The sequence below is a fragment of the Pseudomonas sp. H1_D04 genome (assembly GCF_054683855.1).
The window spans coordinates 1,365,651-1,388,271 of record NZ_CP162826.1; the positions used below are offsets into that span (position 1 = coordinate 1,365,651).

Genomic DNA, 22,621 nt, shown 5'->3' on the forward strand with positions numbered 1-22,621 from the left:
GTATGACCCGTGGCCGATGCTATCGAAGAAAGCCGCTATGCCCGATTTGCCCTGCGCTGCTCCAACTTCGCCGAACGCTGGTTCCCTGACTCCTGGGTATTTGCAGCCCTCGCGGTGATCATCGTCGCTGTGGCGACCCTGGGCATGGGCGCTGCGCCCACCGAGGCCGCCAAGGCGTTTGGCGATGGGTTCTGGAGCCTGATCCCGTTCACCATGCAGATGGCCTTCGTAGTGATCGGCGGTTACGTGGTCGCCAGTTCGCCGCCGGCAGTGAAACTGATTGACCGCCTGGCGCGCATCCCCAAGAACGGCCGTTCGGCCGTGGCCTGGGTGGCGTTGATTTCCATGGTCGCGTCGTTGCTCAACTGGGGCCTGTCCCTTGTGTTCGGCGGCTTGCTGGTAAGGGCACTGGCGCGGCGTACGGATCTGCGCATGGATTACCGCGCCGCGGGTGCTGCGGCCTATCTGGGCCTGGGCGCGGTGTGGGCACTGGGCTTGTCGTCGTCGGCCGCTCAATTGCAGGCCAACCCGGCCAGCTTGCCGCCGTCGATCCTGTCGATCACCGGGATGATCCCGTTTACCGAGACCATCTTCCTGTGGCAATCCGGCGTGCTGTTATTGGCGCTGATCGTGGTGTCGCTGATCATCGCCTACGCCACCGCGCCCGGCCCGAACAGTGCCCGTGACGCCAAGGCCTGCGGCGTCGACCCAGCCTTCAACCTGCCCAAGCCGCAAGCACCGACCCGGCCTGGCGAATGGCTGGAACACAGCCCGCTGCTGACCATCTTGCTGGCGCTGCTGGCGGCCGGTTGGCTGTTCCATGAGTTTTCGACCAAACCGGCGATCAGCGCCATCTCGGGACTCAACACCTACAACTTCCTGTTCATCATGGCCGGCGCCCTGCTGCACTGGCGCCCGCGAAGCTTCCTGGATGCCGTGGCGCGCGCAGTGCCGACCACCACTGGGGTGCTGATTCAATTTCCGCTGTACGGCTCGATTGCGGCACTGATGACGGTGGTTAAAGGCGGCGACGGCCAGACCCTGGCGCACCATATCTCGACCTTCTTCACCTCCATCGCGTCCCACGACACCTACGCGCTGCTGATGGGCGTGTACTCGGCGGTGCTGGGCTTCTTTATTCCGTCGGGCGGCGGCAAGTGGATCATCGAAGCACCGTACGTGATGCAGGTGGCCAATGACCTGCAATACCACCTGGGCTGGGCGGTGCAGATCTACAACGCAGCCGAAGCGCTGCCGAATTTGATCAACCCGTTCTATATGTTGCCGCTGCTGGGTGTGTTGGGGCTGAAGGCACGGGATCTGATCGGCTTTTCGTTTGTGCAGTTGCTGGTGCACACACCATTGGTGTTGTTTTTGCTGTGGGCATTGGGGACAACGTTGAAGTATTTGCCGCCAGTGATGCCGTAGGTCACGACGTTTCTGATGAAACGCATAGGGGTTGTCCCACGCCATGCGGCGACACCCCCTGACTCCTCCTGCCCGCGCCCTTGATTAACCTGACCCGGATAAATCCTCACACTAGACCAAGGAATATCCGATGACCCCTCTATCCAAGACCCTGGAAACGCTGCTCAACGAAATTTACCAGGACGACAACGTATCGTTCGTCGAGTACAAGACCCTGCGCGACGAGGCCGATCGGCGCATGGACGCTGTTATCAAGGAGTTCGGCCTGCACAACAACGTGACGGCCTTCCAGAAAGCCATCGATGTGGCCATGCAGTTGCTGCAGACCAGCGTCATCGACGCCAAGAAAGACAAACTGACCGACACGGGCGAGGCCATCGTAAAAGATGCGATAACAGCCCAAGTAGAGTACTTGCGTGCCGGCAGCCAGTTGGCGCTGCGGCTGCTTTAAGCGCCTGTCTTCGTTCCGTCATATTGCGTTGCTACCGTCCTGCGAAATATCTTGCAACAACTCGCCAGCAAGGACTCCCGCAATGAGTGACGAGCACGAAGACCGCCCTTCCCCTGATTCCATCCCCCAACCATCTGTAGACAGCAGCCGCCGGCGTTTCCTGGGTGGTGCGGCGGTGTTGGGGGTGGGTGCGACCTTGAGTGCCTGCGGCAACACCAGCGAAGCGCCCGGAAAACCGGTAGCGCGACCGCTCACACCTCAAGAGCTGGACAAGGCCTTGCACGACCAAGTGAAAACCGTGGTAGTGATCTATGCCGAGAACCGCAGTTTCAACAATCTGTTTGCGGATTTCCCAGGTGTCGAGAAACCGCTCTCCGCGCTTTCCGCGACCGATACTCAGCAACGCGACCGCGACGGCAGCCTGTTGACCACCCTGCCACCGGCCTGGGGCGGTGTGCTGCAAGTCGGCCCGCAAACCGTGGACGGGGTGACCTACCCCAGCGAAGTGCAATTCCAGGAAAACCTGCCCAACGCCCCTTTCGACCTCAAGGGCCCGAGTGGCGAGGACCTGCCCTTGAGCCTGGTCACCCGCGACTTGTGGCATGTGTTTTACCAGAACCAGATGCAGATTAACGGCGGCAAGAACGATGGCTTCGTTGCCTGGGCGGACTCCGGCGGGCTGGTGATGGGCCGTTACGCCCAAAGCCGCTATTCCCTGCGCCTGTGGGACGTGGCCAAGGAGTTTGTGCTCTGCGATAACTTCTTCCAGGGCGCATTCGGCGGTTCATTCCTTAACCATCAATACCTGATCAGCGCTACGGCGCCGGTGTATCCGAACGCAGCAGCGTCGGTGGCCAAGGCGCAGATCGCCACGCTGCAAAGCGATGACCCCACCGACACGCGCCTCAAACCGCTGGAAAAATCTCCAGCAAGCGCCATGACCGGTCCACCGCAATTCGGCCCCAGCGCGCTGACGCCGGACGGTTACGCAGTCAATACCTTGGCCCCGCCCTACTGGCCGACCTGGATTCGCGACCCGCAGAATCCGGACTATTCCAAGCCCGACCTGCCCAACGTGCTGGTGCCACAGACCCACGAGCACATCGGCGACAAGCTGTCGAAAAAAAACGTCGACTGGGCTTGGTACGCCGGAGCCTGGCAAGCGACGCTGGATCAGTTCAAGGATTCGGGAGGTATTCCGAAAATCCCGAATTTCCAATACCACCACCAGCCGTTCAACTACTTCAAAAAACAGGGCCCCGAGAACCGTGCCGAGCGCGACAAGCGCCTGCGCGATGGGGGATTGGGTGATGAGTCCAGCACCAACAAGTTTTTCGCCGATGCCCAGGCCGGCAAGCTGCCGGCGGTGACGTTCTATAAACCCCAGGGCAACCTGAACATGCACGCTGGTTACGCCGACGTGGCCTCGGGCGATCGCCATATTGCCCGCGCCTTGAAGGTACTGCAGGAAAGCCCCCAGTGGAAAAACATGGTGGTGGTCGTCACCGTCGATGAAAACGGCGGCTGGTGGGACCACGTCGCACCGCCTAAGGGTGATCGCTGGGGCCCTGGCACGCGGGTTCCGGCGCTGGTGGTATCGCCGTTCGCACGTAAAGGCACGGTGGACCATACGGTATACGACACCGCATCAATCCTGCGATTGATCACCCGAGTCTTCCAATTGGAGACGCTGGACGGTCTCAAACAGCGCGATGATGCAATGATCGCCCGTGGTCAGAAGCCCATGGGCGATTTGAGCAACGCGTTGCAGTTCAACGTGTAGGACGCTTATCCAATAGCGACACGCCCAGCGATTTAGCACGCGGTTTTCCTGGTCAGCCGCTACTGTGAGGAGGTGGGCTTTCATCCCGCGCAGACGGGCTTTCGCTGACAAGGAACCAACTATGCTTACATCGACCAGGCTGTATTTGACCCTGGCCGCACTGATGGCCAGTGCGGTCGTTCAAGCCGATATCGAAGTACCGCTGGGCAGCACGCAGCGTGTCACTCAGTTGTTCGCTTACCCCAACAACTGCAACGTCATCTGCTTTCGGCCTTGGACGCTGGAGCAGACCGTCGAGCACTACCTGAACCAGAGCGTGCAGCGCGACGGCTACAGCCGGGCCAAGGTCAGCGTCAAAGTCCATGATGGCCAGGTGGCCGCGACCTTCAGCGGCGTACCTGACAGTTATGGCCAGCCCCTGACGGCACTGCTCAATACCGCCGACCTCGCCTACCAAGGCGCCAGCAAGCTCAACAGCGACGGTAAATGGGCATTTAACTGGTACCTGTTCCTGCCGTTGGGCATGGCGTTGGAAAACCGCAAAAGCATCGAGTTGATGCACTTCCCGCCGGACTACTCACTCACTCAGGCACAGGATTACCTGGAATCGAAAACCACGGATCGCTGGGCCGACTTGCTCACCGACAACGGGGTGCCGGCCGCCGAAACCCCGGCCTACCAGACCATGATCGACATCGCCCCCATCGCCGCACCGTCCACGGCGGGCAAAGAGCTGGAGGGCGTCTACAGCTACTTCACCGATTATCAAACCCGCATGGTCAAGGAACTGAGCCTCCAGCCCGACGGCTCGTTGCCGATGGTGGCGTTCGGGGCACCGGTGCGTAGTTGGATCAAGCAGCAATACGGGCAAACCGTGAATGTGCTCGGGCTGGCGCAGATAAGCCCGGCCGAGGGCAAAAGCGTTTCAGTACTGGGTGCCAACCATCCCAGCTACATCTGGTATGCAGCCGACCCCGAATCTTATGACGGCGATGAGCAAAAGGCCGACGAGGCGGGCTTGAAGGTGATGGGCCAGGACCTTAGCGCCGCCTGCTGGCAGGCCGGGATGGGCCAGAAACCGGCGAGCGATCCGAATGTGCTGCTTAAGGCCTGCATGAATACCTGGCAGGTCACGCGCAAAGAACAGACCTGTGAATTGTTCTACACCTCGGTGCGCAAACTGAGCCAGGAGCAAGCCAATGCCAAATGTGCAACGCCAGCAATAAAAACTCAGTTGAAACAATTGAGGAACGCCGCTCCTGCCCCCTTCAACACGGAACCTGCGTTGTAAATCCCACGAAAAAAAGATCCGATTTCTACTGTCAGATTTGACAGTAGAAATCGGATCCAACTTAAGCGAATGTTTAGCCGCGCCCATCCGCTGCAAGACTGGTAGTCAGACACCACCCGCAGGTCGATGCAGCCTAACCAAGGAGAGTTATGAAAACTCAGGCCATGGACAAGGCTAGAACTGCTGTGACTGAATGCTTATATCCGTTCAAGACGCTGCGAATTGAGCAAGGCTACCCCTCGTCCGAGCATTTCAAAGTCGTAAGCACCGCAAATGACATGGAAGGCGGGGTCAAGGCGCGCACAGCCTTTGACAGCCGCATACGCATTGCTCATGTCTCCGGCTATGCCGTGGGCGAGAGACGCCCGCATACGCTGCAGCTATCACCGCGCATCCACTTGTACGATTGCTGGTTCTGCGGCCTGTTGCGGCACTCCTGCAATCCGAATGTATTCTTCGACACGACGTACCTGGAACTCTGGACCGTGCAACCTATCGCCGCCGGCGCCTGGCTGACCCTGGACTACGCCAGCACTGAGGACGTGCTGTTCCGGCAGTTCGCTTGCCAATGCGGCGAACTGAACTGCCGGGGCTGGATCACTGGCAGCCAGGAGCCATTGAACGCCGAAGGCCAAGCGTTCATGGCGCAGTGGAGAATGCGCAAACGAACTTAGGCTTCGCCCAACGGCCGCAAGCGATATTGCGGCGGTAGTTGCTCGAAGCCACTGATGGTGGTGTTCAAACTCTTCCAGCGGCCATCCTTGATGCCGTAGATGCAACCATGAATCGACAGGCTTTGCCCCCGGTGCCAGGCGTTTTGCACAATGCTGGTGTGGCCTACGTTGGCCACCTGCTGAATCACGTTCAGCTCGCACATGCGATCGACGCGTTCCTCTTCGGTCGGCAATTGGGCCAGCACGTCGCGGTTTTCGTAATACAAGTCGCGAATGGTGCGCAGCCAGCCGTCGATCAGGCCGAACTGGCGATCCTGCATCGAAGCACGCACACCGCCACAGCCATAGTGGCCGGTAACAAGGATGTGTTTGACCTTGAGCACGTCGACCGCGTACTGGATCACCGACAGGCAGTTGAGGTCGGTGTGCAACACCACGTTGGCCACGTTGCGGTGCACGAACAGATCACCCGGCAGCATGCCGACGATCTCGTTGGCCGGTACGCGGGCGTCGGAGCAGCCGATCCACAGGTATTCCGGGGTTTGCTGGCGGGCGAGCTTGGCGAAGAATTCGGGATCTTCCTGTTTGATCGCGTCCGCCCAGCGTTCATTGTTATCAAGCAGGTCTTGTAGTTCGTTCATCAGGGAAAGCCTCAGGAATGATGCGCAGTTTTGTGACTGACGACCTTTCGTCCAGGTCACGCGATGCGCAAATTAGCTTGAATCTTTGGCGAGCCGTGCCTGTCCACACACTATAAGCCCCACAGTATGAGGATTGGCCATGACTGAATCACGACGTCCCTACGGCGCTACACAGCCCGAACCGATTGACGACAACGAAGATCGCATGGGCTCGATGCGCGAGCTGGATTTTGACGATGAGGCGCCGACGGCGGAAATCGGCGATGAAATCCCGCCCCGCGAACGCGAACACCTGATGCCCGACGAACGGGTACGTGAAGCCGGTCTGACTGGCGCTTCGACGGATGACCACGAGCCGACCGATGACGATATGAGCCCGGAAACCCTGATCCATGAAGATGGCGCACGGGATGCCCGGGAGGCGGGTGAAGACAACCCGGCAGATTTTGACCTGAGCATTGTGGATGAAGATGAAATTGGCGGCGGCAATGGCCTGGATGAAGCGGAGCTGGCTGATCTGGACCCGGTAGACGGAAACCGCTGACACTGCGCAAATCCAAATGTGGGAGGGGCGGTAAGACGATTCGACTTGCCTCTCCCACACTGGATCGCGTGTTTAATCGACCAAGGTGCAGGCCATGACGACCGCATCTTCGCGCCCGCCGACAGCCGGGTAGTAGTCCCGGCGACGCCCAATCTCGTTGAACCCATAACGCTCATACAGACGGAACGCGCCGGTATTGCTGTCGCGAACTTCCAGGAAGCATTCGCGCGCCTTGGCAGCATAAGCGCGGGACATCAGGTGCTCCAGCAACGCCAAACCCAGGCCACGGCCCTGGTTTTCCGGCTTGACAGTGATGTTTAGCAAATGCGCCTCATCAAGGATGATCTGCACTACGCCGTGGCCCACTTGCTGCTCGCCTTCGAACATCAGCCAGATCTGGTACTTGCCCAGCCCATCGAGAAAGATCCCGCGAGTCCAGGGGTGGCTGAACGCCGCGTATTCGATTTTCAGCACGGCATCGAGGTCAGCCTCGGTCATCGGGCGGAAGGATAAAGCCTCACTCATCGGTTGTTTTCCAGCGCGCCATCAGCCGGCGCATGGCTTGCCAGACATCAGCCTTACGCTGTGGCTCTTCCATTAATAATTCCAGGCCCGGCAGGGCCCATACAGAACCCAGGCCCTCGACCTGCAGTTCGCGGTACCAGGACTCGGCATTCGCCTCTCCGGCAAACCGCACGGCGGGGAGGCCGATCAGCCACAGGCAGACACAGGGTTCGTCTTCCAGGCGCGCCGAGACAAAGCCTTGCACAAAGTCCCGCGCCGCTTCAGGGCCTTGGTCCATGGTGCCGCGTACCAACAGCGGCCAGCGTACCGGGTCCCCGACGATTTGCGGGCTGTCAGGCAGACCCGCAGCGCGCAGCATGTCTTTGAGCAGCATGTAGGCGGGGTCGCGCGTCTGGAAGCGTTCACCGGTGGGCAATTCCACCAACAGCAGACAGCGCCCGGCCCGCAGCAATTGCAGGGCAAAGCGCGGCGGCGGCACTACCGGGGCCTTGACCACCGGGGCTTCTGCTTCGGCGACCACGGGCTTGGCCACCGGCGACGGACGTGGCACTTCGATCTTGGTGCGTTCGACCGCCGGGCGCGCCTGCGGCTCTGGCTTGACGACTGCCACCGGTGCAGCGGCCTCCTCGCCAGAGGTCTCGAACGCGTCATAAGGCTCAAGCGCCTGCAGCAACTCGGGCCGCGACGGCGCGGCAAACGGCAGTTCGGTGCGGGGCAGCCAGTTGACCACCTGCATGGCGGTCAAGTAAGCGCGACGTCGGGACTCGATAAGCACAGCTCGGCCACTTGTGGATAAGTAAAGAGCGGGGATTCTACCGCTGTTCGGTAACAATCGCCCACTGCGCACTGACCGGCTGTGGATAAATCCCACGCCTGATGCAGTACAATCGCGACTTTTAATCGCCAACCAGCCGGCCATTCCCATGATCGAACCCAAGCGCGTCCTGCGCGCCCTCGCCGAACACTGGGCCTTACTTGAGCCACTGTGCGAACACTTCGACCAAGGCACCCTGAGCCTGAGCGAGCTGCGCGCACAACTGGCCGCCCAACAACTGGACAGCACGCCCCAGGACATCACTAGCCTGCTGGACGTGTGGATTCGCTTGGATATCCTGGTGCCTGTCGCCAAGAGCCCGAACCGTTTCGAGCTCAACGCGCAGATCCACGACTTCCTGGCGTATCTTCGCAAGGAGCACCGGCTTGGCCTGTGCCTGGAAATCGAAGCTTACCTGCGCCATCTTGAGCGCCTGGCCGGTTATATCCAGGACGCCTTCGACATCCGCGATGGTCACGACCTGGCCCGCCAACTGCGCCTGCTGGATATGCGCGTGCGGGATGTGCTGAAAAAACTCGCCAACGACGAACAAGCCCTCGCGGCCGTGGCCGACCGTGCCAAGACCAGCGACCGGCAGATCCCGTTGCGCCAGCGTTACGCCGAAGTCCTGGCGACCTGGGACGAATACGTCGAACCGATGATCCAGTTGGTGAACGCCGACGGCGCCTTCGAGCAAGGCGTGCGCAAGGTCGAGAATGTGCTGCTACGCATGCTCACCGAGCAGCAGCGCCTTGGCCACCTGGTGGACGACGACATGCTGCTGCGCACCCACGCGCGCATCCTCGAAATGCAGACCAGTGCCCAACTGACCTTGCGTCATGCGCGGGAGCTGCTGTTGCCGCTACGAGAGGAAGCACGCCGGCACAACGCCGTGACCCGTGGCGCCGCGCTGGCATTATCGGCCATCCGCCGTAAAGGCCTGGACGCTGTGCCGCAGGCGGCGATGCCCATGTTCACCCGGCCGCAAAGCACCTTCCTGGGCAGTGCCAGCCAGGTCGAGGCCTATGTGTACGCCCTGGCGAATTTCGAGCCGAAACCGGCGCGATTCCCCAAGGCGCACAAATCCCACAAGGGCGAAGCCCAACGCGCGCCGCGTACGGTCAAGGAAATGCTGGAGCGTTGCGAAGATGCTCTGCCGATGCCGGACCTGATGAACTGGCTGCTGGAGCAGGAACCGGACGGCGCCACCGACGAATTGCTGTACTGGTTCTCGCGGCTCTCGCGGGAAAAACGCTTCAAGCGCGAACGCCTGGAACGCCGCGATTACCACACACACGAGCACCAGGTCAGCCTGCGCTCCTTCGCCCTGCTCCCGGCCAGCACCGACTCCGCCGAGAATTCTGCGAGCACCCCTTATGCATCTTGATCTATCCGAACTGTCCCAGCTGGCGCCGATCTTTCGCGAGCTGTTCAAGGGTTACCACGTCAGCCGCCGCGACCCGGAGCTGTACGCGCAACTGTCAAACTTCCAGGACCAGTACCGCACGCTGTTCCGGGCGCTGGGTTTTGAGCTGGTCTGCGATACACGAGGCTTCTACTACTTCGTGCCGGACTCGGCGATCACCAGCGCACAGGTCAACAAGACCGCGCAGCGCCTGGCGCTGTTCACCTTCATCATCGTCGAGCACTTGGCCGACCAGGGCCGCGATCCGATCGCCGTGCTCGACGGCGGCAGCCTTGGACGGGATGAGTTGCCGTCGCTGCTGGAAAAATACCGCGACCTGTTTATCCAGGCCGAAGTGCAGACCCAGGAAGAACTCGAAGAAAAAATCATGCGCCGCATGACTCAGTTGGGTTTTGCCAGCGAAGACAACGGCATCTATCGCTTCCTGCCGCCGATGCACCGCTTCCTCGACGTGTGCCTGTCGGTGCAACAAGACCGCGACCTCGCCGCCAGCGTGCACAGCGTATTGCCATTGCCGGCGCCAGTGATCATCGACGAAGACAGCGATGAAAAACTGCTGAAAACCGATGATCCGCTGGACCTAAGCGACTTCGCAGAAGAAAGCGAAGAAGACGCACTGGCCCGTGCCATTGCCGAAGAACAGGAGACCGACGCATGAGCAAGGAACGCTACGGCATCCGCCGCTTCGCCCTATTGAACACCGCCGGTTACAGCCTCGGTTTGTTCCCCCTGGAAGAGCCGCTATCGGTGTATGGCGCGAACAACCTGGGTAAATCCGCATCGATCAACGCCTTGCAGTTCCCGATCCTGGCGCGCATGTCGGACATGAGTTTCGGCAAGTACACGTTGGAGCAATCGCGCCGTTTCTACTTTGCAACCGACACCAGCTACATCCTGGTGGAAGTGTCCCTGCCCCACGGTCCGCACGTGATCGGTGTGGTAGGACGCGGCCCGGGTGGCGGTTTCGGTCACCAGTTCTTCGCTTATGCGGGCAAGCTGGACCTGGCTCACTACCAAAAGAACGACACGTGCCTGCGTCAGAAAGAACTGTTTACCAACCTTGAGCGCGAGGGTCTGAAAGCCTACGAACTCAAGCCGGATGAACTGCGCCGTTTGCTGGTGGGCGGCCACACGTCGATCCCCCTGGACCTGACGCTGATCCCGCTGCGTTCCACCAGCGAACAGAGTCTGAAGACCTTCCGCGCGCTGTTTATCAACTTGCTGCATATGCGCGAAATCACGGCGGCCAAGCTCAAGCAATTGTTCCTCGATGCCTTCGAACACAGCCTGCGTTCCGGCAGTGTGGACTACATCGCCGCGTGCGAAGAAGCCTTCCGCGATGTGCGACGTATGGAACAGGATTACAACTCCCTGGTCGCAGCCGGCCCGTTGGTCGAGGCACTGGCCAATGGCGTTCGGCAGCGCGACACATTGCGCGGCAAACTGCATCGCCTGTCGCCATTGCTCGACTCGTTGCTGGGCACCTGGTCGGACTACGCCAGTGCACGTAAGGAAGAGCTGACGATCCAGGCCGAACACTATCGCAACGAGCAGGACGCGCTGCAGAACGACCAGCGTGGCGGCACCCAAGAGCTGATGCGCCTGGAGCGTGAGATCAGCGGCATCCAGCGTTGGTTGGGCGAGCTGTCGGTGCTCAAGCATCGCTTTGCCCTGGTGGATGACGTGAAGGTCCTGGAGCAACAACTGCTGGCGGCCAAGGATGCTCACGATGAACTGGCCGGCGCTTTGGCGCAGTCACGCCAGTTCAGTGCCGAGGATTTGGACGAGCGTCTGCGGGATCTGGAAAAGCGTTTGAAGTCGGTCAAGCAGCAGCTTGATCACGCAGACAACAACAGCTACGCCAAGCTGCGGGAAGAATTCTCACAGCAGGATGTCGAGCGTCTGATGCGTCTGTTCAACAGTTCGTTGTTCAGCCTCCCGTTGGGTGAACACGGCATCACGCTGGATGAGGACGGCCAGTGGGTCAAATCCCTGGAGCAGATCCTCGATGGCTTCAAGGGCGAGCGTTTCGAAGTGCCGGGGCTGTCCATCGACATCTCGCACATCGAACCACCGGCGTTGCAGGCCCTGGCAGATCGCGCCGCATTGCGCGACCAGAAAGAGCGCTTGGAAAAAGAACTCAAGCAGCTCAAGACGCAGCAGGCTGTAACTTCCGACCGCGCGGCGAGCAAGACCCAAACCGAGGCGCTGTACCAGCAAGTGCTGGACGCGCAAAAAGCCTTGGAAGATTTCCGCCGTGCGCAAACCCTGAGCGCCGAAGAAGGCGAGAAGCTGGAAAACCTGGCGCAGATGGAAGCCGCTCAGGACGAATTGAAGCGGTCCAGTGATGCATTTACCGAGCGCGTTCAGCAACTGTCGGCCAAGCTCCAACTGGTCGGTCGGCAGATCGGTGATATGGAAGCCAAACAGCGTACGCTTGATGACGCCTTACGCCGTCGTCAGTTGCTGCCGGCGGACTTGCCGTTCGGTACGCCGTTCATGGATCCGGTCGACGACTCCATGGACAACCTGTTGCCATTGCTCAACGACTATCAGGACAGTTGGCAAGGTCTGCTGCGCGCTGATGGCCAAATCGAGGCGCTGTATGCGCAGGTGCGCCTCAAGGGCGTCGCCAAGTTCGACAGCGAGGATGATGTCGAGCGTCGCCTGCAACTGTTGATCAATGCCTATGCGCACCGCACCGATGAGGCGCTGACCCTCGGCAAGGCACGCCGTGCGGCGGTCACTGATATCGCGCGGACCTTGCGTAACATCCGTAGCGACTACGACAGCCTTGAGCACCAACTGGCGCTGTTCAACCGCGAGATCAACAAGCGCCAGGTGTCCAACCTGCAAAGCTTCCGTATCGTGCTGGCGCCGAATAAGGAAGCCCTCAAGCATATCGACCAGATCATCCACAGCGCGGGTCAGTACGAGGAAGGTGAAACCTTGTCGGTCTTCGACCTCAGCCAGAGCGCCGAGCAAGACAACAAGAACGAAGAGGCCAAGGAATACCTCGCACGCCTGGTGGCGGCTAACCATAACCAACTGGGCCTCAAGGATCTGTTCGAGCTGGCTTTCGAGATCACCAAGGTGCATGGCCAGCCGGTGATTCACACCGACATCGACGGTGCAGCATCCAACGGCACCACCATGACCATCAAGGCGCTGACCAACATGTATTTGTTGCTGCACTTGATGGACCGCGACCAGGCCGGGCGTGTGCGCTTGCCGTATTACCTTGATGAAGCAGCGGACATCGATGAAAAGAACCAGGCCGCATTGCTGGAAACCAGCTTGCAGCTGGGCTTCGTGCCGATCCTGGCCAGTGTGAAGCCGCAGGTGTCTGCCCAGGTGGCAATCGACCTGGAAGGCGGCAGCGGGCCGAACGGGATCTACATCGATGAGGCGGACTGGAAGTACATCCGTCGCCATGACGCAGTCAAGGCGACGGTGAATGCGCAGGCGGATGAGCCGGAGTTGGATGAGGTCTGACGTGTTGCGCTGAAATGCAAAAAGGCCGCGATCTTATGGATCGCGGCCTTTTTTTAGGGCAGGTTTTTGCAGTGCTTTTGAGGGCGCTATCGGACCTACTTGCCGAGCGGAATTTTAGGCGCCCAGGTCAGCCATTCATCCTCAACCTTGTCGAACAGCGGAAAGGTTTGCTGCGGCCGTGCCGCGTTGCCCATGCGCTCGCCGTCTGGCGTGGCGAAGGCGATACCGCCGGAAACCAGCGTCTCAAGGGATTCGGTGCGCACGGTGGCGCCTTTGAACAGGCCGAAGTCGAGACCGAAGCCACTGGTATTCCAGAAACGACTGCCACCGCGCACCAGCGATGCGTACTTGGGCTCGATCAGGATGTGGATCAGCACACGGTCAGCGGTTTGGCCCAATTCGTAGCCAGTGACTTTGCCCACGGTAACTTCGCGGTAGGTAACGGGGACACCTTCCTTCAACGAGCCACGACGTGCGGCGCTGAGCGTGAGGCTCAAACCGTCTTCTCGTCGGACAGCTTCAGGCGGCTGGTCCAAGGCGACAAAGCTTTTTTGCGGACCGGAGCTTTTTACTGCTGGTTGCACTTCGATGTATTGGCCAGTGACCAGGGTTTCCAGGTTGGAGGTTTTCATCAAGCCCAGTTCCGGCTTGACCACCCAGAACTGGCTACCTGCACGCGCGATGCGGTCTGCCACCTGAGTGATGCGGGCGCTGAGGAGCACCGACTGCATATCGGCACTCAGGTCGACACTCTCGATCTTGCCGACATCAAGGCCTTTGAAACGTACGGCAGTGCCTGGGCGCAGGCCGTCGGCGCGGTCGACCTTGATGGTCACCAGCGTGCCATGCTGATTGGCGGCTTCACGGTCAGCGAACAAACGGAAACGCGGAATACGTTTTTTCAGCGGCACGTTTGGCTGGGGGGTTTCGAAGGCGATACCACCGGCCATCAGGCTGGCCAGAGATTCACTCTTGACCTGGATGCCGCCGGTGAGGCCGCCGGTCAGGGTGACGCCGCTGGCATTCCAAAAGCGCGTGGAGCCATTGACCAGGTTTTCGTATTCCTTCTCGATGTGAACGCCAATCACCAGTTGCTTGTTCTTGCGCGAGAACTGGTAGCTCTGCACCGAACCGACCTTGACCTGCTTGTAGAGGATCGGGCTGCCAACATCCAGGGAGCCGAGGTTATCGGTGAACAGCACCATGTGCAGGCCCGGTGAACGCAGGTCCAGTGGCGGCGCTTTGGCGCGGGCAACGTATTCGCGCTGCGGGGCGCTGCCCTTATCGCCAGGGCGGATGGCGATGTAGTTACCTTTTACCAATGCTTCCAGACCGGTGATGCCTGCAAGGGAGATGGACGGTTTCACAACCCAGAATTGGGTGTCCTGCACCAGGTAATCTTCGGCCAACGGATCGAGAGTCAACTCGGCATTGGCGCTGGAGAGGTCCGGGTCGATCTTCAGGGTTTTCAAACTACCCACCTGGATGCCTTTGTACATCACCGGCGTACGCCCAGCCTGCAGGCCTTCGAAGTCGGTGAGCTTGACCTTCACCCTGATACCAGCAGCGGCGGCGTCGAAGTCTTCATACAGACGGAAAGGCAGGCTTGGGTCGGTCGGGGGGCTGTCTTTGCGGTTCTCCGGCGTGGCGAAGGCGATACCACCCGCGACGATGCTGGAAAGAGACTCGCTGCGCACTTTTACACCGGAAAGGTTAGCGTCGATGCTGATGCCGCTGGCGTTCCAGAAACGCGTGTGTTTGCGCACCAGGTTGGCGTAAGTCGGCTCGATGTAGACCTTGATTTCAACGGTACTTTGATCTTCGGACAACAGGTAGCTTTTGACCTGGCCGACTTGGATTTGCTTGTAGAAGACTGGGCTGCCACGGTTCAGCGAGCCGAGACGATCAGCCTTGATGGTCAAGTGCAGACCGGGCTTGGCGTCGGATAACGGGGGCTCTTCAGAGAGCGCTTTGAATTTACGTGTGGGCTCACCATCGCCAGGGCTGGCGGCGATGTAGTTACCCGAGACCAGGGTTTCCAGGCCGGTGATGCCGGCGAGGCTGACGCTGGGTTTGACCAGCCAGAAGCGCGTGTTGGTCTTGAGGTATTGATCGACGTCCTTATTCATCTCGATGGTGGCGATCACCCCGCGATTGTTACCCTCGTCATCCAAAGCCAAGGCTTTGACCTTGCCCACGGGCATGCCCTTGTAGACCACTTCAGTCTTGTTGACCTGAATGCCTTCGCCACTTTCGAAGCGCACTTGGATCTCGATGCCCTGTTGGGAATAGGCACGCCATCCCAGCCAGCCGCCGATGATCAGAGCAATCAGGGGCAACACCCAAATGGCCGACCAGTTGGAGGCTGGGCGGGTTTTAGCTTTAGGCAATTCACTCATGGTCGTCGTCCGACTCCGTGTTATCCCAAATCAGTCGGGGATCAAAAGTTACAGCGGCAAGCATCGTCAAGATCACCACACTGGCGAACGCCGCTGCGCCGAGGTTGGCCTCGACGCTGGCAAGCCGTCCAAAGTTTACGACCGCCACCAGGATGGCGATCACGAAGATATCCAACATGGACCAGCGCCCAATGAATTCGATAAAGCGGTACATCACAATGCGTTGCTGTGCAGAGAGCGGCTGGTGACGCTGCACCGAGAACAGTAGCAGGCCAATGCCAACCAGCTTGAATGTCGGCACCAGAATACTGGCGATAAATACCACGGCGGCGATGGGAAACATACCGTGCTGCACCAGTTGGATCACGCCAGCCATAATGGTGCTGGGGTCTCCCTGGCCCAATGAGTTGATGGTCATGATTGGCAGCAGGTTGGCGGGGATATATAGAATTGCGGCAGTGATCAGCAATGCCCAGGTGCGGGTAAGGCTGTTGGGACGGCGAGCATGGATCAGCGCACCGCAACGCGTGCAAATTTGCTCATCGGTATCTGCTTGCTGCTTGTTTAACTCGTGGCATTCGGTACAGATCAGAATGCCCGCATCAATCGCCCGCATGATCATCTTCCCCTGACAGTGCTTGCCAGATCTGATGCGGCGACATCACCACCTCAAGCAGAACCTGAACCATTAATAGACTGACGAAGCAGACCAAACCCAGGCCAATCGTGATGGAGGCCATGTCGGCAAGTTTTACGATAGCTACCAGTACGCCCATCAGGTAGACCTCCAACATTCCCCAATCTTTCATGTGGTGGTAGATGCGGTACAGCAGCAGGCCGTAACTACGCCCGATTTTCCAACGAATACTGAGCAGCACCGCCAATTGGCAAAGCAACTTGAGCAAGGGAATGCCCATGCTGCATAGAAACACTACAGCTGCGACGCCCTGCATGCCGGTGTCGAACAAGCCAACTACGCCACTCCAGACGGTGTCCTCTGAGGACTGCCCGAGTAGATTGAGCTTCATGATGGGAAGAAAGTTCGCGGGGATGTACAGCAACAGCGCCGCGAGAACCAGCGCGAGGCTACGTTCGACGACATTGTGGCGATGAGCGTACAGCTCGTAGCCGCAGCGCGGACATTGCGCTTTTTCGCCGAGGGCGAGCACGGGTTTGCGCATCAGCAAGTCACACTCATGGCATGCCACTAGATCGTCCAGTGGTAAATCCGACACCTCAAGGGCATCAACCGGATCGGGCATAGTAGGGCTCTGGCTCTAAAAAAGGTTAGGTGCCTATTCTAGTGGTCTGGTTCAGAAATAACTGTGCAAATTTGTCGTGGACCTCTTCGCACTTTCCGCCCGCCCAAAACAAAACCCCATCTGCTTTCGCAAATGGGGTTTCGGAATTTAATCTTGACGATGACCTACTCTCACATGGGGAAACCCCACACTACCATCGGCGATGCATCGTTTCACTACTGAGTTCGGGATGGGATCAGGTGGTTCCAATGCTCTATGGTCGTCAAGAAATTCGGGTACTGAGTCGTGACCAGTTGGCCTCGCTTCAGCAAATTGGGTATGTGATAGCTTTCGGTGTTTGCAAGAGTCGAACTTTCGGTTCATTTCGTCTTCACACACCGCAATCTGGTGCTCTTTCGCCTTTCAGCTCGAAGCAAGCAAATTGCTTGGGTGTTATATGGTCAAGCCTCACGGGCAATTAGTATTGGTTAGCTCAACGCCTCACAGCGCTTACACACCCAACCTATCAACGTCGTAGTCTTCGACGGCCCTTTAGGGAACTCAAGGTTCCAGTGAGATCTCATCTTGAGGCTAGTTTCCCGCTTAGATGCTTTCAGCGGTTATCTATTCCGAACATAGCTACCCGGCAATGCCACTGGCGTGACAACCGGAACACCAGAGGTTCGTCCACTCCGGTCCTCTCGTACTAGGAGCAGCCCCTCTCAAATCTCAAACGTCCACGGCAGATAGGGACCGAACTGTCTCACGACGTTCTAAACCCAGCTCGCGTACCACTTTAAATGGCGAACAGCCATACCCTTGGGACCGGCTTCAGCCCCAGGATGTGATGAGCCGACATCGAGGTGCCAAACACCGCCGTCGATATGAACTCTTGGGCGGTATCAGCCTGTTATCCCCGGAGTACCTTTTATCCGTTGAGCGATGGCCCTTCCATACAGAACCACCGGATCACTAAGACCTACTTTCGTACCTGCTCGACGTGTCTGTCTCGCAGTCAAGCGCGCTTTTGCCTTTATACTCTACGACCGATTTCCGACCGGTCTGAGCGCACCTTCGTACTCCTCCGTTACTCTTTAGGAGGAGACCGCCCCAGTCAAACTACCCACCATACACTGTCCTCGATCCGGATAACGGACCTGAGTTAGAACCTCAAAGTTGCCAGGGTGGTATTTCAAGGTTGGCTCCACGCAGACTGGCGTCCACGCTTCAAAGCCTCCCACCTATCCTACACAAGCAAATTCAAAGTCCAGTGCAAAGCTATAGTAAAGGTTCACGGGGTCTTTCCGTCTAGCCGCGGATACACTGCATCTTCACAGCGATTTCAATTTCACTGAGTCTCGGGTGGAGACAGCGCCGCCATCGTTACGCCATTCGTGCAGGTCGGAACTTACCCGACAAGGAATTTCGCTACCTTAGGACCGTTATAGTTACGGCCGCCGTTTACCGGGGCTTCGATCAAGAGCTTCGCGTTAGCTAACCCCATCAATTAACCTTCCGGCACCGGGCAGGCGTCACACCCTATACGTCCACTTTCGTGTTTGCAGAGTGCTGTGTTTTTAATAAACAGTCGCAGCGGCCTGGTATCTTCGACCGGCATGAGCTTACGGAGCAAGTCCTTCACCCTCACCGGCGCACCTTCTCCCGAAGTTACGGTGCCATTTTGCCTAGTTCCTTCACCCGAGTTCTCTCAAGCGCCTTGGTATTCTCTACCCAACCACCTGTGTCGGTTTGGGGTACGGTTCCTGGTTACCTGAAGCTTAGAAGCTTTTCTTGGAAGCATGGCATCAACCACTTCGTTAACTAAAAGTTAACTCGTCATCAGCTCTCGGCCTTAAGATCCCGGATTTACCTAAGATCTCAGCCTACCACCTTAAACTTGGACAACCAACGCCAAGCTGGCCTAGCCTTCTCCGTCCCTCCATCGCAATAACCAGAAGTACAGGAATATTAACCTGTTTTCCATCGACTACGCTTTTCAGCCTCGCCTTAGGGACCGACTAACCCTGCGTCGATTAACGTTGCGCAGGAAACCTTGGTCTTTCGGCGTGGGTGTTTTTCACACCCATTGTCGTTACTCATGTCAGCATTCGCACTTCTGATACCTCCAGCAAGCTTCTCAACTCACCTTCACAGGCTTACAGAACGCTCCTCTACCGCATCACTTACGTGATACCCGTAGCTTCGGTGTATGGTTTGAGCCCCGTTACATCTTCCGCGCAGGCCGACTCGACTAGTGAGCTATTACGCTTTCTTTAAAGGGTGGCTGCTTCTAAGCCAACCTCCTAGCTGTCTAAGCCTTCCCACATCGTTTCCCACTTAACCATAACTTTGGGACCTTAGCTGACGGTCTGGGTTGTTTCCCTTTTCACGACGGACGTTAGCACCCGCCGTGTGTCTCCCATGCTCGGCACTTGTAGGTATTCGGAGTTTGCATCGGTTTGGTAAGTCGGGATGACCCCCTAGCCGAAACAGTGCTCTACCCCCTACAGTGATACATGAGGCGCTACCTAAATAGCTTTCGAGGAGAACCAGCTATCTCCGAGCTTGATTAGCCTTTCACTCCGATCCACAGGTCATCCGCTAACTTTTCAACGGTAGTCGGTTCGGTCCTCCAGTTAGTGTTACCCAACCTTCAACCTGCCCATGGATAGATCGCCCGGTTTCGGGTCTATTCCCAGCGACTAGACGCCCTATTAAGACTCGCTTTCGCTACGCCTCCCCTATTCGGTTAAGCTCGCCACTGAAAATAAGTCGCTGACCCATTATACAAAAGGTACGCAGTCACCCAACAAAGTGGGCTCCCACTGCTTGTACGCATACGGTTTCAGGATCTATTTCACTCCCCTCTCCGGGGTTCTTTTCGCCTTTCCCTCACGGTACTAGTTCACTATCGGTCAGTCAGTAGTATTTAGCCTTGGAGGATGGTCCCCCCATATTCAGACAAAGTTTCTCGTGCTCCGTCCTACTCGATTTCATGACTAAGAGATTTTCGCGTACAGGGCTATCACCCACTATGGCCGCACTTTCCAGAGCGTTCCGCTAATCTCAAAGCCACTTAAGGGCTAGTCCCCGTTCGCTCGCCACTACTAAGGGAATCTCGGTTGATTTCTTTTCCTCAGGGTACTTAGATGTTTCAGTTCCCCTGGTTCGCCTCTTACGCCTATGTATTCAGCGTAAGATAACCATCTTATGATGGCTGGGTTCCCCCATTCAGACATCTCCGGATCAAAGTCTGTTTGCCGACTCCCCGAAGCTTTTCGCAGGCTACCACGTCTTTCATCGCCTCTGACTGCCAAGGCATCCACCGTATGCGCTTCTTCACTTGACCATATAACCCCAAGCAATCTGGTTATACTGTGAAGACAACATTCGCCGAAAATTCGATTTGACTCTTTCGAGCCACTCACAAATTTTACCTTAGCCTGATCCGTTACCAGTGAAAGTAACGTTCAGTCTATCTTTCTATCACATACCCAAATTTTTAAAGAACGATCTAATCAAAGACTAGAAATCAACATTCACCATCATCACAATGGAATGCTCATTTCTAAGCTTTCAACAAACAGAAGCAGTAGTGGTGGAGCCAAACGGGATCGAACCGTTGACCTCCTGCGTGCAAGGCAGGCGCTCTCCCAGCTGAGCTATGGCCCCGTATTTCTACAGGCGTTTCCCACACAAAATTGGTGGGTCTGGGCAGATTCGAACTGCCGACCTCACCCTTATCAGGGGTGCGCTCTAACCAACTGAGCTACAGACCCAATTTCGGGCTGCTTCTTTATCGTCTTCTTCAATGAATCAAGCAATTCGTGTGGGAACTTATGGAGCAGCTGATGTCGTCGATTAAGGAGGTGATCCAGCCGCAGGTTCCCCTACGGCTACCTTGTTACGACTTCACCCCAGTCATGAATCACACCGTGGTAACCGTCCTCCCGAAGGTTAGACTAGCTACTTCTGGTGCAACCCACTCCCATGGTGTGACGGGCGGTGTGTACAAGGCCCGGGAACGTATTCACCGCGACATTCTGATTCGCGATTACTAGCGATTCCGACTTCACGCAGTCGAGTTGCAGACTGCGATCCGGACTACGATCGGTTTTATGGGATTAGCTCCACCTCGCGGCTTGGCAACCCTCTGTACCGACCATTGTAGCACGTGTGTAGCCCAGGCCGTAAGGGCCATGATGACTTGACGTCATCCCCACCTTCCTCCGGTTTGTCACCGGCAGTCTCCTTAGAGTGCCCACCATTACGTGCTGGTAACTAAGGACAAGGGTTGCGCTCGTTACGGGACTTAACCCAACATCTCACGACACGAGCTGACGACAGCCATGCAGCACCTGTCTCAATGTTCCCGAAGGCACCAATCTATCTCTAGAAAGTTCATTGGATGTCAAGGCCTGGTAAGGTTCTTCGCGTTGCTTCGAATTAAACCACATGCTCCACCGCTTGTGCGGGCCCCCGTCAATTCATTTGAGTTTTAACCTTGCGGCCGTACTCCCCAGGCGGTCAACTTAATGCGTTAGCTGCGCCACTAAGAGCTCAAGGCTCCCAACGGCTAGTTGACATCGTTTACGGCGTGGACTACCAGGGTATCTAATCCTGTTTGCTCCCCACGCTTTCGCACCTCAGTGTCAGTATCAGTCCAGGTGGTCGCCTTCGCCACTGGTGTTCCTTCCTATATCTACGCATTTCACCGCTACACAGGAAATTCCACCACCCTCTACCATACTCTAGTCAGTCAGTTTTGAATGCAGTTCCCAGGTTGAGCCCGGGGATTTCACATCCAACTTAACAAACCACCTACGCGCGCTTTACGCCCAGTAATTCCGATTAACGCTTGCACCCTCTGTATTACCGCGGCTGCTGGCACAGAGTTAGCCGGTGCTTATTCTGTCGGTAACGTCAAAACAATCACGTATTAGGTAACTGCCCTTCCTCCCAACTTAAAGTGCTTTACAATCCGAAGACCTTCTTCACACACGCGGCATGGCTGGATCAGGCTTTCGCCCATTGTCCAATATTCCCCACTGCTGCCTCCCGTAGGAGTCTGGACCGTGTCTCAGTTCCAGTGTGACTGATCATCCTCTCAGACCAGTTACGGATCGTCGCCTTGGTGAGCCATTACCTCACCAACTAGCTAATCCGACCTAGGCTCATCTGATAGCGCAAGGCCCGAAGGTCCCCTGCTTTCTCCCGTAGGACGTATGCGGTATTAGCGTCCGTTTCCGAACGTTATCCCCCACTACCAGGCAGATTCCTAGGCATTACTCACCCGTCCGCCGCTCTCAAGAGAAGCAAGCTTCTCTCTACCGCTCGACTTGCATGTGTTAGGCCTGCCGCCAGCGTTCAATCTGAGCCATGATCAAACTCTTCAGTTCAAACATCTTTGGGTTTTTAAGAAACCCTAAACTTGGCTCAGCAATCGTTGGTTACATCTTTGATTTCTCGCGGAGTAACTTGTGATGCTGATAATCTTGTTGACTATCAGTCTGACTCCACAAGCACCCACACGAATTGCTTGATTCAGTTGTTAAAGAGCGGTTGGTTAAGATCTTTCGTCTCAACCGAGGCGCGCATTCTACAGCAGCCTCATTTGCTGTCAAGTGATTATTTTCAGAAGCTTTCGAAGATTTCTTCAACAACTTCAACCACTTGCGCTTCTGATCTCTCATCAGCGGGAGGCGAATTCTACAGCGTTACACGCTGCTGTCAACACCTCTTTTTCAACTTCCTTTTGGCTTCGATGAACTGAAGCAACTTACCGCCGAAAACTGCGTAACTCATTGTTTACCAAGGAGTTTTCCGTTTCGACTGCGCCGGAAGTGGGGCGAATTATAGGCTCCTAGAATCTGTGGTCAACCTTCTTTTTCATATTTTTGCCATATAAC

The 22,621-nt window shown here is 57.4% G+C and carries 15 protein-coding genes, 2 tRNA genes and 3 rRNA genes; 9 read left to right on the plus strand and 11 right to left on the minus strand.

Features of this window, described 5'->3' with window-relative positions; genetic code table 11:
- Nucleotides 1-9: 9 nt before the first annotated feature.
- From AB4N82_RS06425 to AB4N82_RS06445, 5 genes are all read left to right on the plus strand, one after another.
- Nucleotides 10-1,428 (plus strand): short-chain fatty acid transporter, encoded by a 1,419-nt coding sequence (locus AB4N82_RS06425; RefSeq protein ID WP_032886043.1) that lies wholly within the window; start codon nucleotides 10-12, stop codon nucleotides 1,426-1,428.
- 130 nt (nucleotides 1,429-1,558) lie between these two features.
- A complete protein-coding gene (locus tag AB4N82_RS06430) occupies nucleotides 1,559-1,879 on the plus strand; it encodes a hypothetical protein (RefSeq protein ID WP_032886041.1) in 321 nt (106 codons plus the stop codon).
- An 82-nt stretch (nucleotides 1,880-1,961) separates the two neighbouring features.
- Nucleotides 1,962-3,662 carry an acid phosphatase gene (gene acpA / locus AB4N82_RS06435; protein ID WP_122680426.1) on the plus strand — a complete coding sequence of 567 codons (1,701 nt, stop codon included), beginning with the start codon at nucleotides 1,962-1,964 and terminating at the stop codon, nucleotides 3,660-3,662.
- Between the two features lie 121 nt (nucleotides 3,663-3,783).
- Nucleotides 3,784-4,953 carry a hypothetical protein gene (locus AB4N82_RS06440; protein WP_122764702.1) on the plus strand — a complete coding sequence of 390 codons (1,170 nt, stop codon included), beginning with the start codon at nucleotides 3,784-3,786 and terminating at the stop codon, nucleotides 4,951-4,953.
- 149 nt (nucleotides 4,954-5,102) lie between these two features.
- Nucleotides 5,103-5,627 carry an SET domain-containing protein-lysine N-methyltransferase gene (locus AB4N82_RS06445; protein ID WP_122752353.1) on the plus strand — a complete coding sequence of 175 codons (525 nt, stop codon included), beginning with the start codon at nucleotides 5,103-5,105 and terminating at the stop codon, nucleotides 5,625-5,627.
- Here the strand turns inward: AB4N82_RS06445 and can are convergent.
- Nucleotides 5,624-6,268 carry a carbonate dehydratase gene (can, locus tag AB4N82_RS06450; RefSeq protein ID WP_003188288.1) on the minus strand — a complete coding sequence of 215 codons (645 nt, stop codon included), beginning with the start codon at nucleotides 6,266-6,268 and terminating at the stop codon, nucleotides 5,624-5,626. The two genes, AB4N82_RS06445 and can, sit on opposite strands and share 4 nt — an antisense overlap.
- A gap of 139 nt (nucleotides 6,269-6,407) precedes the next feature.
- Between can and AB4N82_RS06455 the strand changes: the two genes are divergently transcribed.
- Nucleotides 6,408-6,812: a serine kinase/phosphatase gene (locus tag AB4N82_RS06455; protein ID WP_099601902.1), complete on the plus strand. Its 405-nt coding sequence runs from the start codon at nucleotides 6,408-6,410 to the stop codon at nucleotides 6,810-6,812.
- Nucleotides 6,813-6,884: 72 nt separating this feature from the next.
- Here the strand turns inward: AB4N82_RS06455 and rimI are convergent, their stop codons facing one another.
- Nucleotides 6,885-7,337: a ribosomal protein S18-alanine N-acetyltransferase gene (gene rimI / locus AB4N82_RS06460; protein WP_032886035.1), complete on the minus strand. Its 453-nt coding sequence runs from the start codon at nucleotides 7,335-7,337 to the stop codon at nucleotides 6,885-6,887.
- Nucleotides 7,330-8,073 (minus strand): hypothetical protein, encoded by a 744-nt coding sequence (locus tag AB4N82_RS06465; protein WP_050442822.1) that lies wholly within the window; start codon nucleotides 8,071-8,073, stop codon nucleotides 7,330-7,332. The genes rimI and AB4N82_RS06465 overlap by 8 nt, the downstream gene beginning before the upstream one ends.
- A 187-nt stretch (nucleotides 8,074-8,260) precedes the next feature.
- Between AB4N82_RS06465 and mksB the strand changes: the two genes are divergently transcribed.
- From mksB to mksF, 3 genes are read left to right on the plus strand one after another with little or no spacing between them, the layout of a single operon-like run.
- Entirely contained in the window at nucleotides 8,261-9,538 is a 1,278-nt protein-coding gene (gene mksB, locus AB4N82_RS06470; RefSeq protein WP_032886033.1) for an Mks condensin complex protein MksB, read from the plus strand.
- Nucleotides 9,528-10,235, plus strand: a complete 708-nt coding sequence (mksE, locus tag AB4N82_RS06475) for an Mks condensin complex protein MksE (RefSeq protein WP_099601901.1) — start codon at nucleotides 9,528-9,530, stop codon at nucleotides 10,233-10,235. The genes mksB and mksE overlap by 11 nt, the downstream gene beginning before the upstream one ends.
- The gene (mksF, locus tag AB4N82_RS06480; RefSeq protein WP_032886031.1) at nucleotides 10,232-13,072 is read left to right on the plus strand and encodes an Mks condensin complex protein MksF; all 2,841 of its coding nucleotides are present in this window, start codon (nucleotides 10,232-10,234) and stop codon (nucleotides 13,070-13,072) included. The genes mksE and mksF overlap by 4 nt, the downstream gene beginning before the upstream one ends.
- A 95-nt stretch (nucleotides 13,073-13,167) precedes the next feature.
- Here the strand turns inward: mksF and AB4N82_RS06485 are convergent, their stop codons facing one another.
- The 8 genes from AB4N82_RS06485 to AB4N82_RS06520 all read right to left on the minus strand — a co-directional run bounded on the left by AB4N82_RS06485 (nucleotide 13,168) and on the right by AB4N82_RS06520 (nucleotide 22,111).
- Nucleotides 13,168-15,471, minus strand: coding sequence for a PqiB family protein (locus AB4N82_RS06485; RefSeq protein WP_095183739.1), 2,304 nt, complete (start codon nucleotides 15,469-15,471; stop codon nucleotides 13,168-13,170).
- On the minus strand, nucleotides 15,464-16,087 hold the full coding sequence (locus AB4N82_RS06490; protein ID WP_032886029.1) for a paraquat-inducible protein A: 624 nt from the start codon (nucleotides 16,085-16,087) through the stop codon (nucleotides 15,464-15,466). Before AB4N82_RS06490 ends, AB4N82_RS06485 begins: the two co-directional genes overlap by 8 nt.
- On the minus strand, nucleotides 16,074-16,733 hold the full coding sequence (locus tag AB4N82_RS06495) for a paraquat-inducible protein A (protein ID WP_032886028.1): 660 nt from the start codon (nucleotides 16,731-16,733) through the stop codon (nucleotides 16,074-16,076). Before AB4N82_RS06495 ends, AB4N82_RS06490 begins: the two co-directional genes overlap by 14 nt.
- Before the next feature lie 151 nt (nucleotides 16,734-16,884).
- A 5S ribosomal RNA gene (rrf, locus tag AB4N82_RS06500) occupies nucleotides 16,885-17,000 on the minus strand.
- A 169-nt stretch (nucleotides 17,001-17,169) separates the two neighbouring features.
- A 23S ribosomal RNA gene (locus AB4N82_RS06505) occupies nucleotides 17,170-20,061 on the minus strand.
- A gap of 247 nt (nucleotides 20,062-20,308) precedes the next feature.
- Nucleotides 20,309-20,384 (minus strand) — tRNA-Ala (locus tag AB4N82_RS06510).
- A gap of 30 nt (nucleotides 20,385-20,414) precedes the next feature.
- Nucleotides 20,415-20,491, minus strand: a tRNA-Ile gene (locus tag AB4N82_RS06515).
- An 83-nt stretch (nucleotides 20,492-20,574) separates the two neighbouring features.
- Nucleotides 20,575-22,111, minus strand: a 16S ribosomal RNA gene (locus AB4N82_RS06520).
- Together the 16S, 23S and 5S rRNA genes with 2 tRNA genes alongside form the textbook arrangement of a ribosomal RNA operon.
- Nucleotides 22,112-22,621 lie beyond the last annotated feature (510 nt).

What these genes read in the sequence shown, in the direction of transcription:
- can (WP_003188288.1), bottom strand. Translation starts at nt 6,268, where the DNA reads ATGAACGAACTACAAGACCTGCTTGATAACAATGAACGCTGGGCGGAC.
- AB4N82_RS06455 (WP_099601902.1), top strand. Translation starts at nt 6,408, where the DNA reads ATGACTGAATCACGACGTCCCTACGGCGCTACACAGCCCGAACCGATT.
- AB4N82_RS06440 (WP_122764702.1), top strand. Translation starts at nt 3,784, where the DNA reads ATGCTTACATCGACCAGGCTGTATTTGACCCTGGCCGCACTGATGGCC.
- mksB (WP_032886033.1), top strand. Translation starts at nt 8,261, where the DNA reads ATGATCGAACCCAAGCGCGTCCTGCGCGCCCTCGCCGAACACTGGGCC.
- AB4N82_RS06485 (WP_095183739.1), bottom strand. Translation starts at nt 15,471, where the DNA reads ATGAGTGAATTGCCTAAAGCTAAAACCCGCCCAGCCTCCAACTGGTCG.
- AB4N82_RS06465 (WP_050442822.1), bottom strand. Translation starts at nt 8,073, where the DNA reads ATGCAGGTGGTCAACTGGCTGCCCCGCACCGAACTGCCGTTTGCCGCG.
- AB4N82_RS06495 (WP_032886028.1), bottom strand. Translation starts at nt 16,733, where the DNA reads ATGCCCGATCCGGTTGATGCCCTTGAGGTGTCGGATTTACCACTGGAC.
- AB4N82_RS06445 (WP_122752353.1), top strand. Translation starts at nt 5,103, where the DNA reads ATGAAAACTCAGGCCATGGACAAGGCTAGAACTGCTGTGACTGAATGC.
- AB4N82_RS06430 (WP_032886041.1), top strand. Translation starts at nt 1,559, where the DNA reads ATGACCCCTCTATCCAAGACCCTGGAAACGCTGCTCAACGAAATTTAC.
- AB4N82_RS06490 (WP_032886029.1), bottom strand. Translation starts at nt 16,087, where the DNA reads ATGCGGGCGATTGATGCGGGCATTCTGATCTGTACCGAATGCCACGAG.
- rimI (WP_032886035.1), bottom strand. Translation starts at nt 7,337, where the DNA reads ATGAGTGAGGCTTTATCCTTCCGCCCGATGACCGAGGCTGACCTCGAT.
- mksE (WP_099601901.1), top strand. Translation starts at nt 9,528, where the DNA reads ATGCATCTTGATCTATCCGAACTGTCCCAGCTGGCGCCGATCTTTCGC.
- mksF (WP_032886031.1), top strand. Translation starts at nt 10,232, where the DNA reads ATGAGCAAGGAACGCTACGGCATCCGCCGCTTCGCCCTATTGAACACC.
- acpA (WP_122680426.1), top strand. Translation starts at nt 1,962, where the DNA reads ATGAGTGACGAGCACGAAGACCGCCCTTCCCCTGATTCCATCCCCCAA.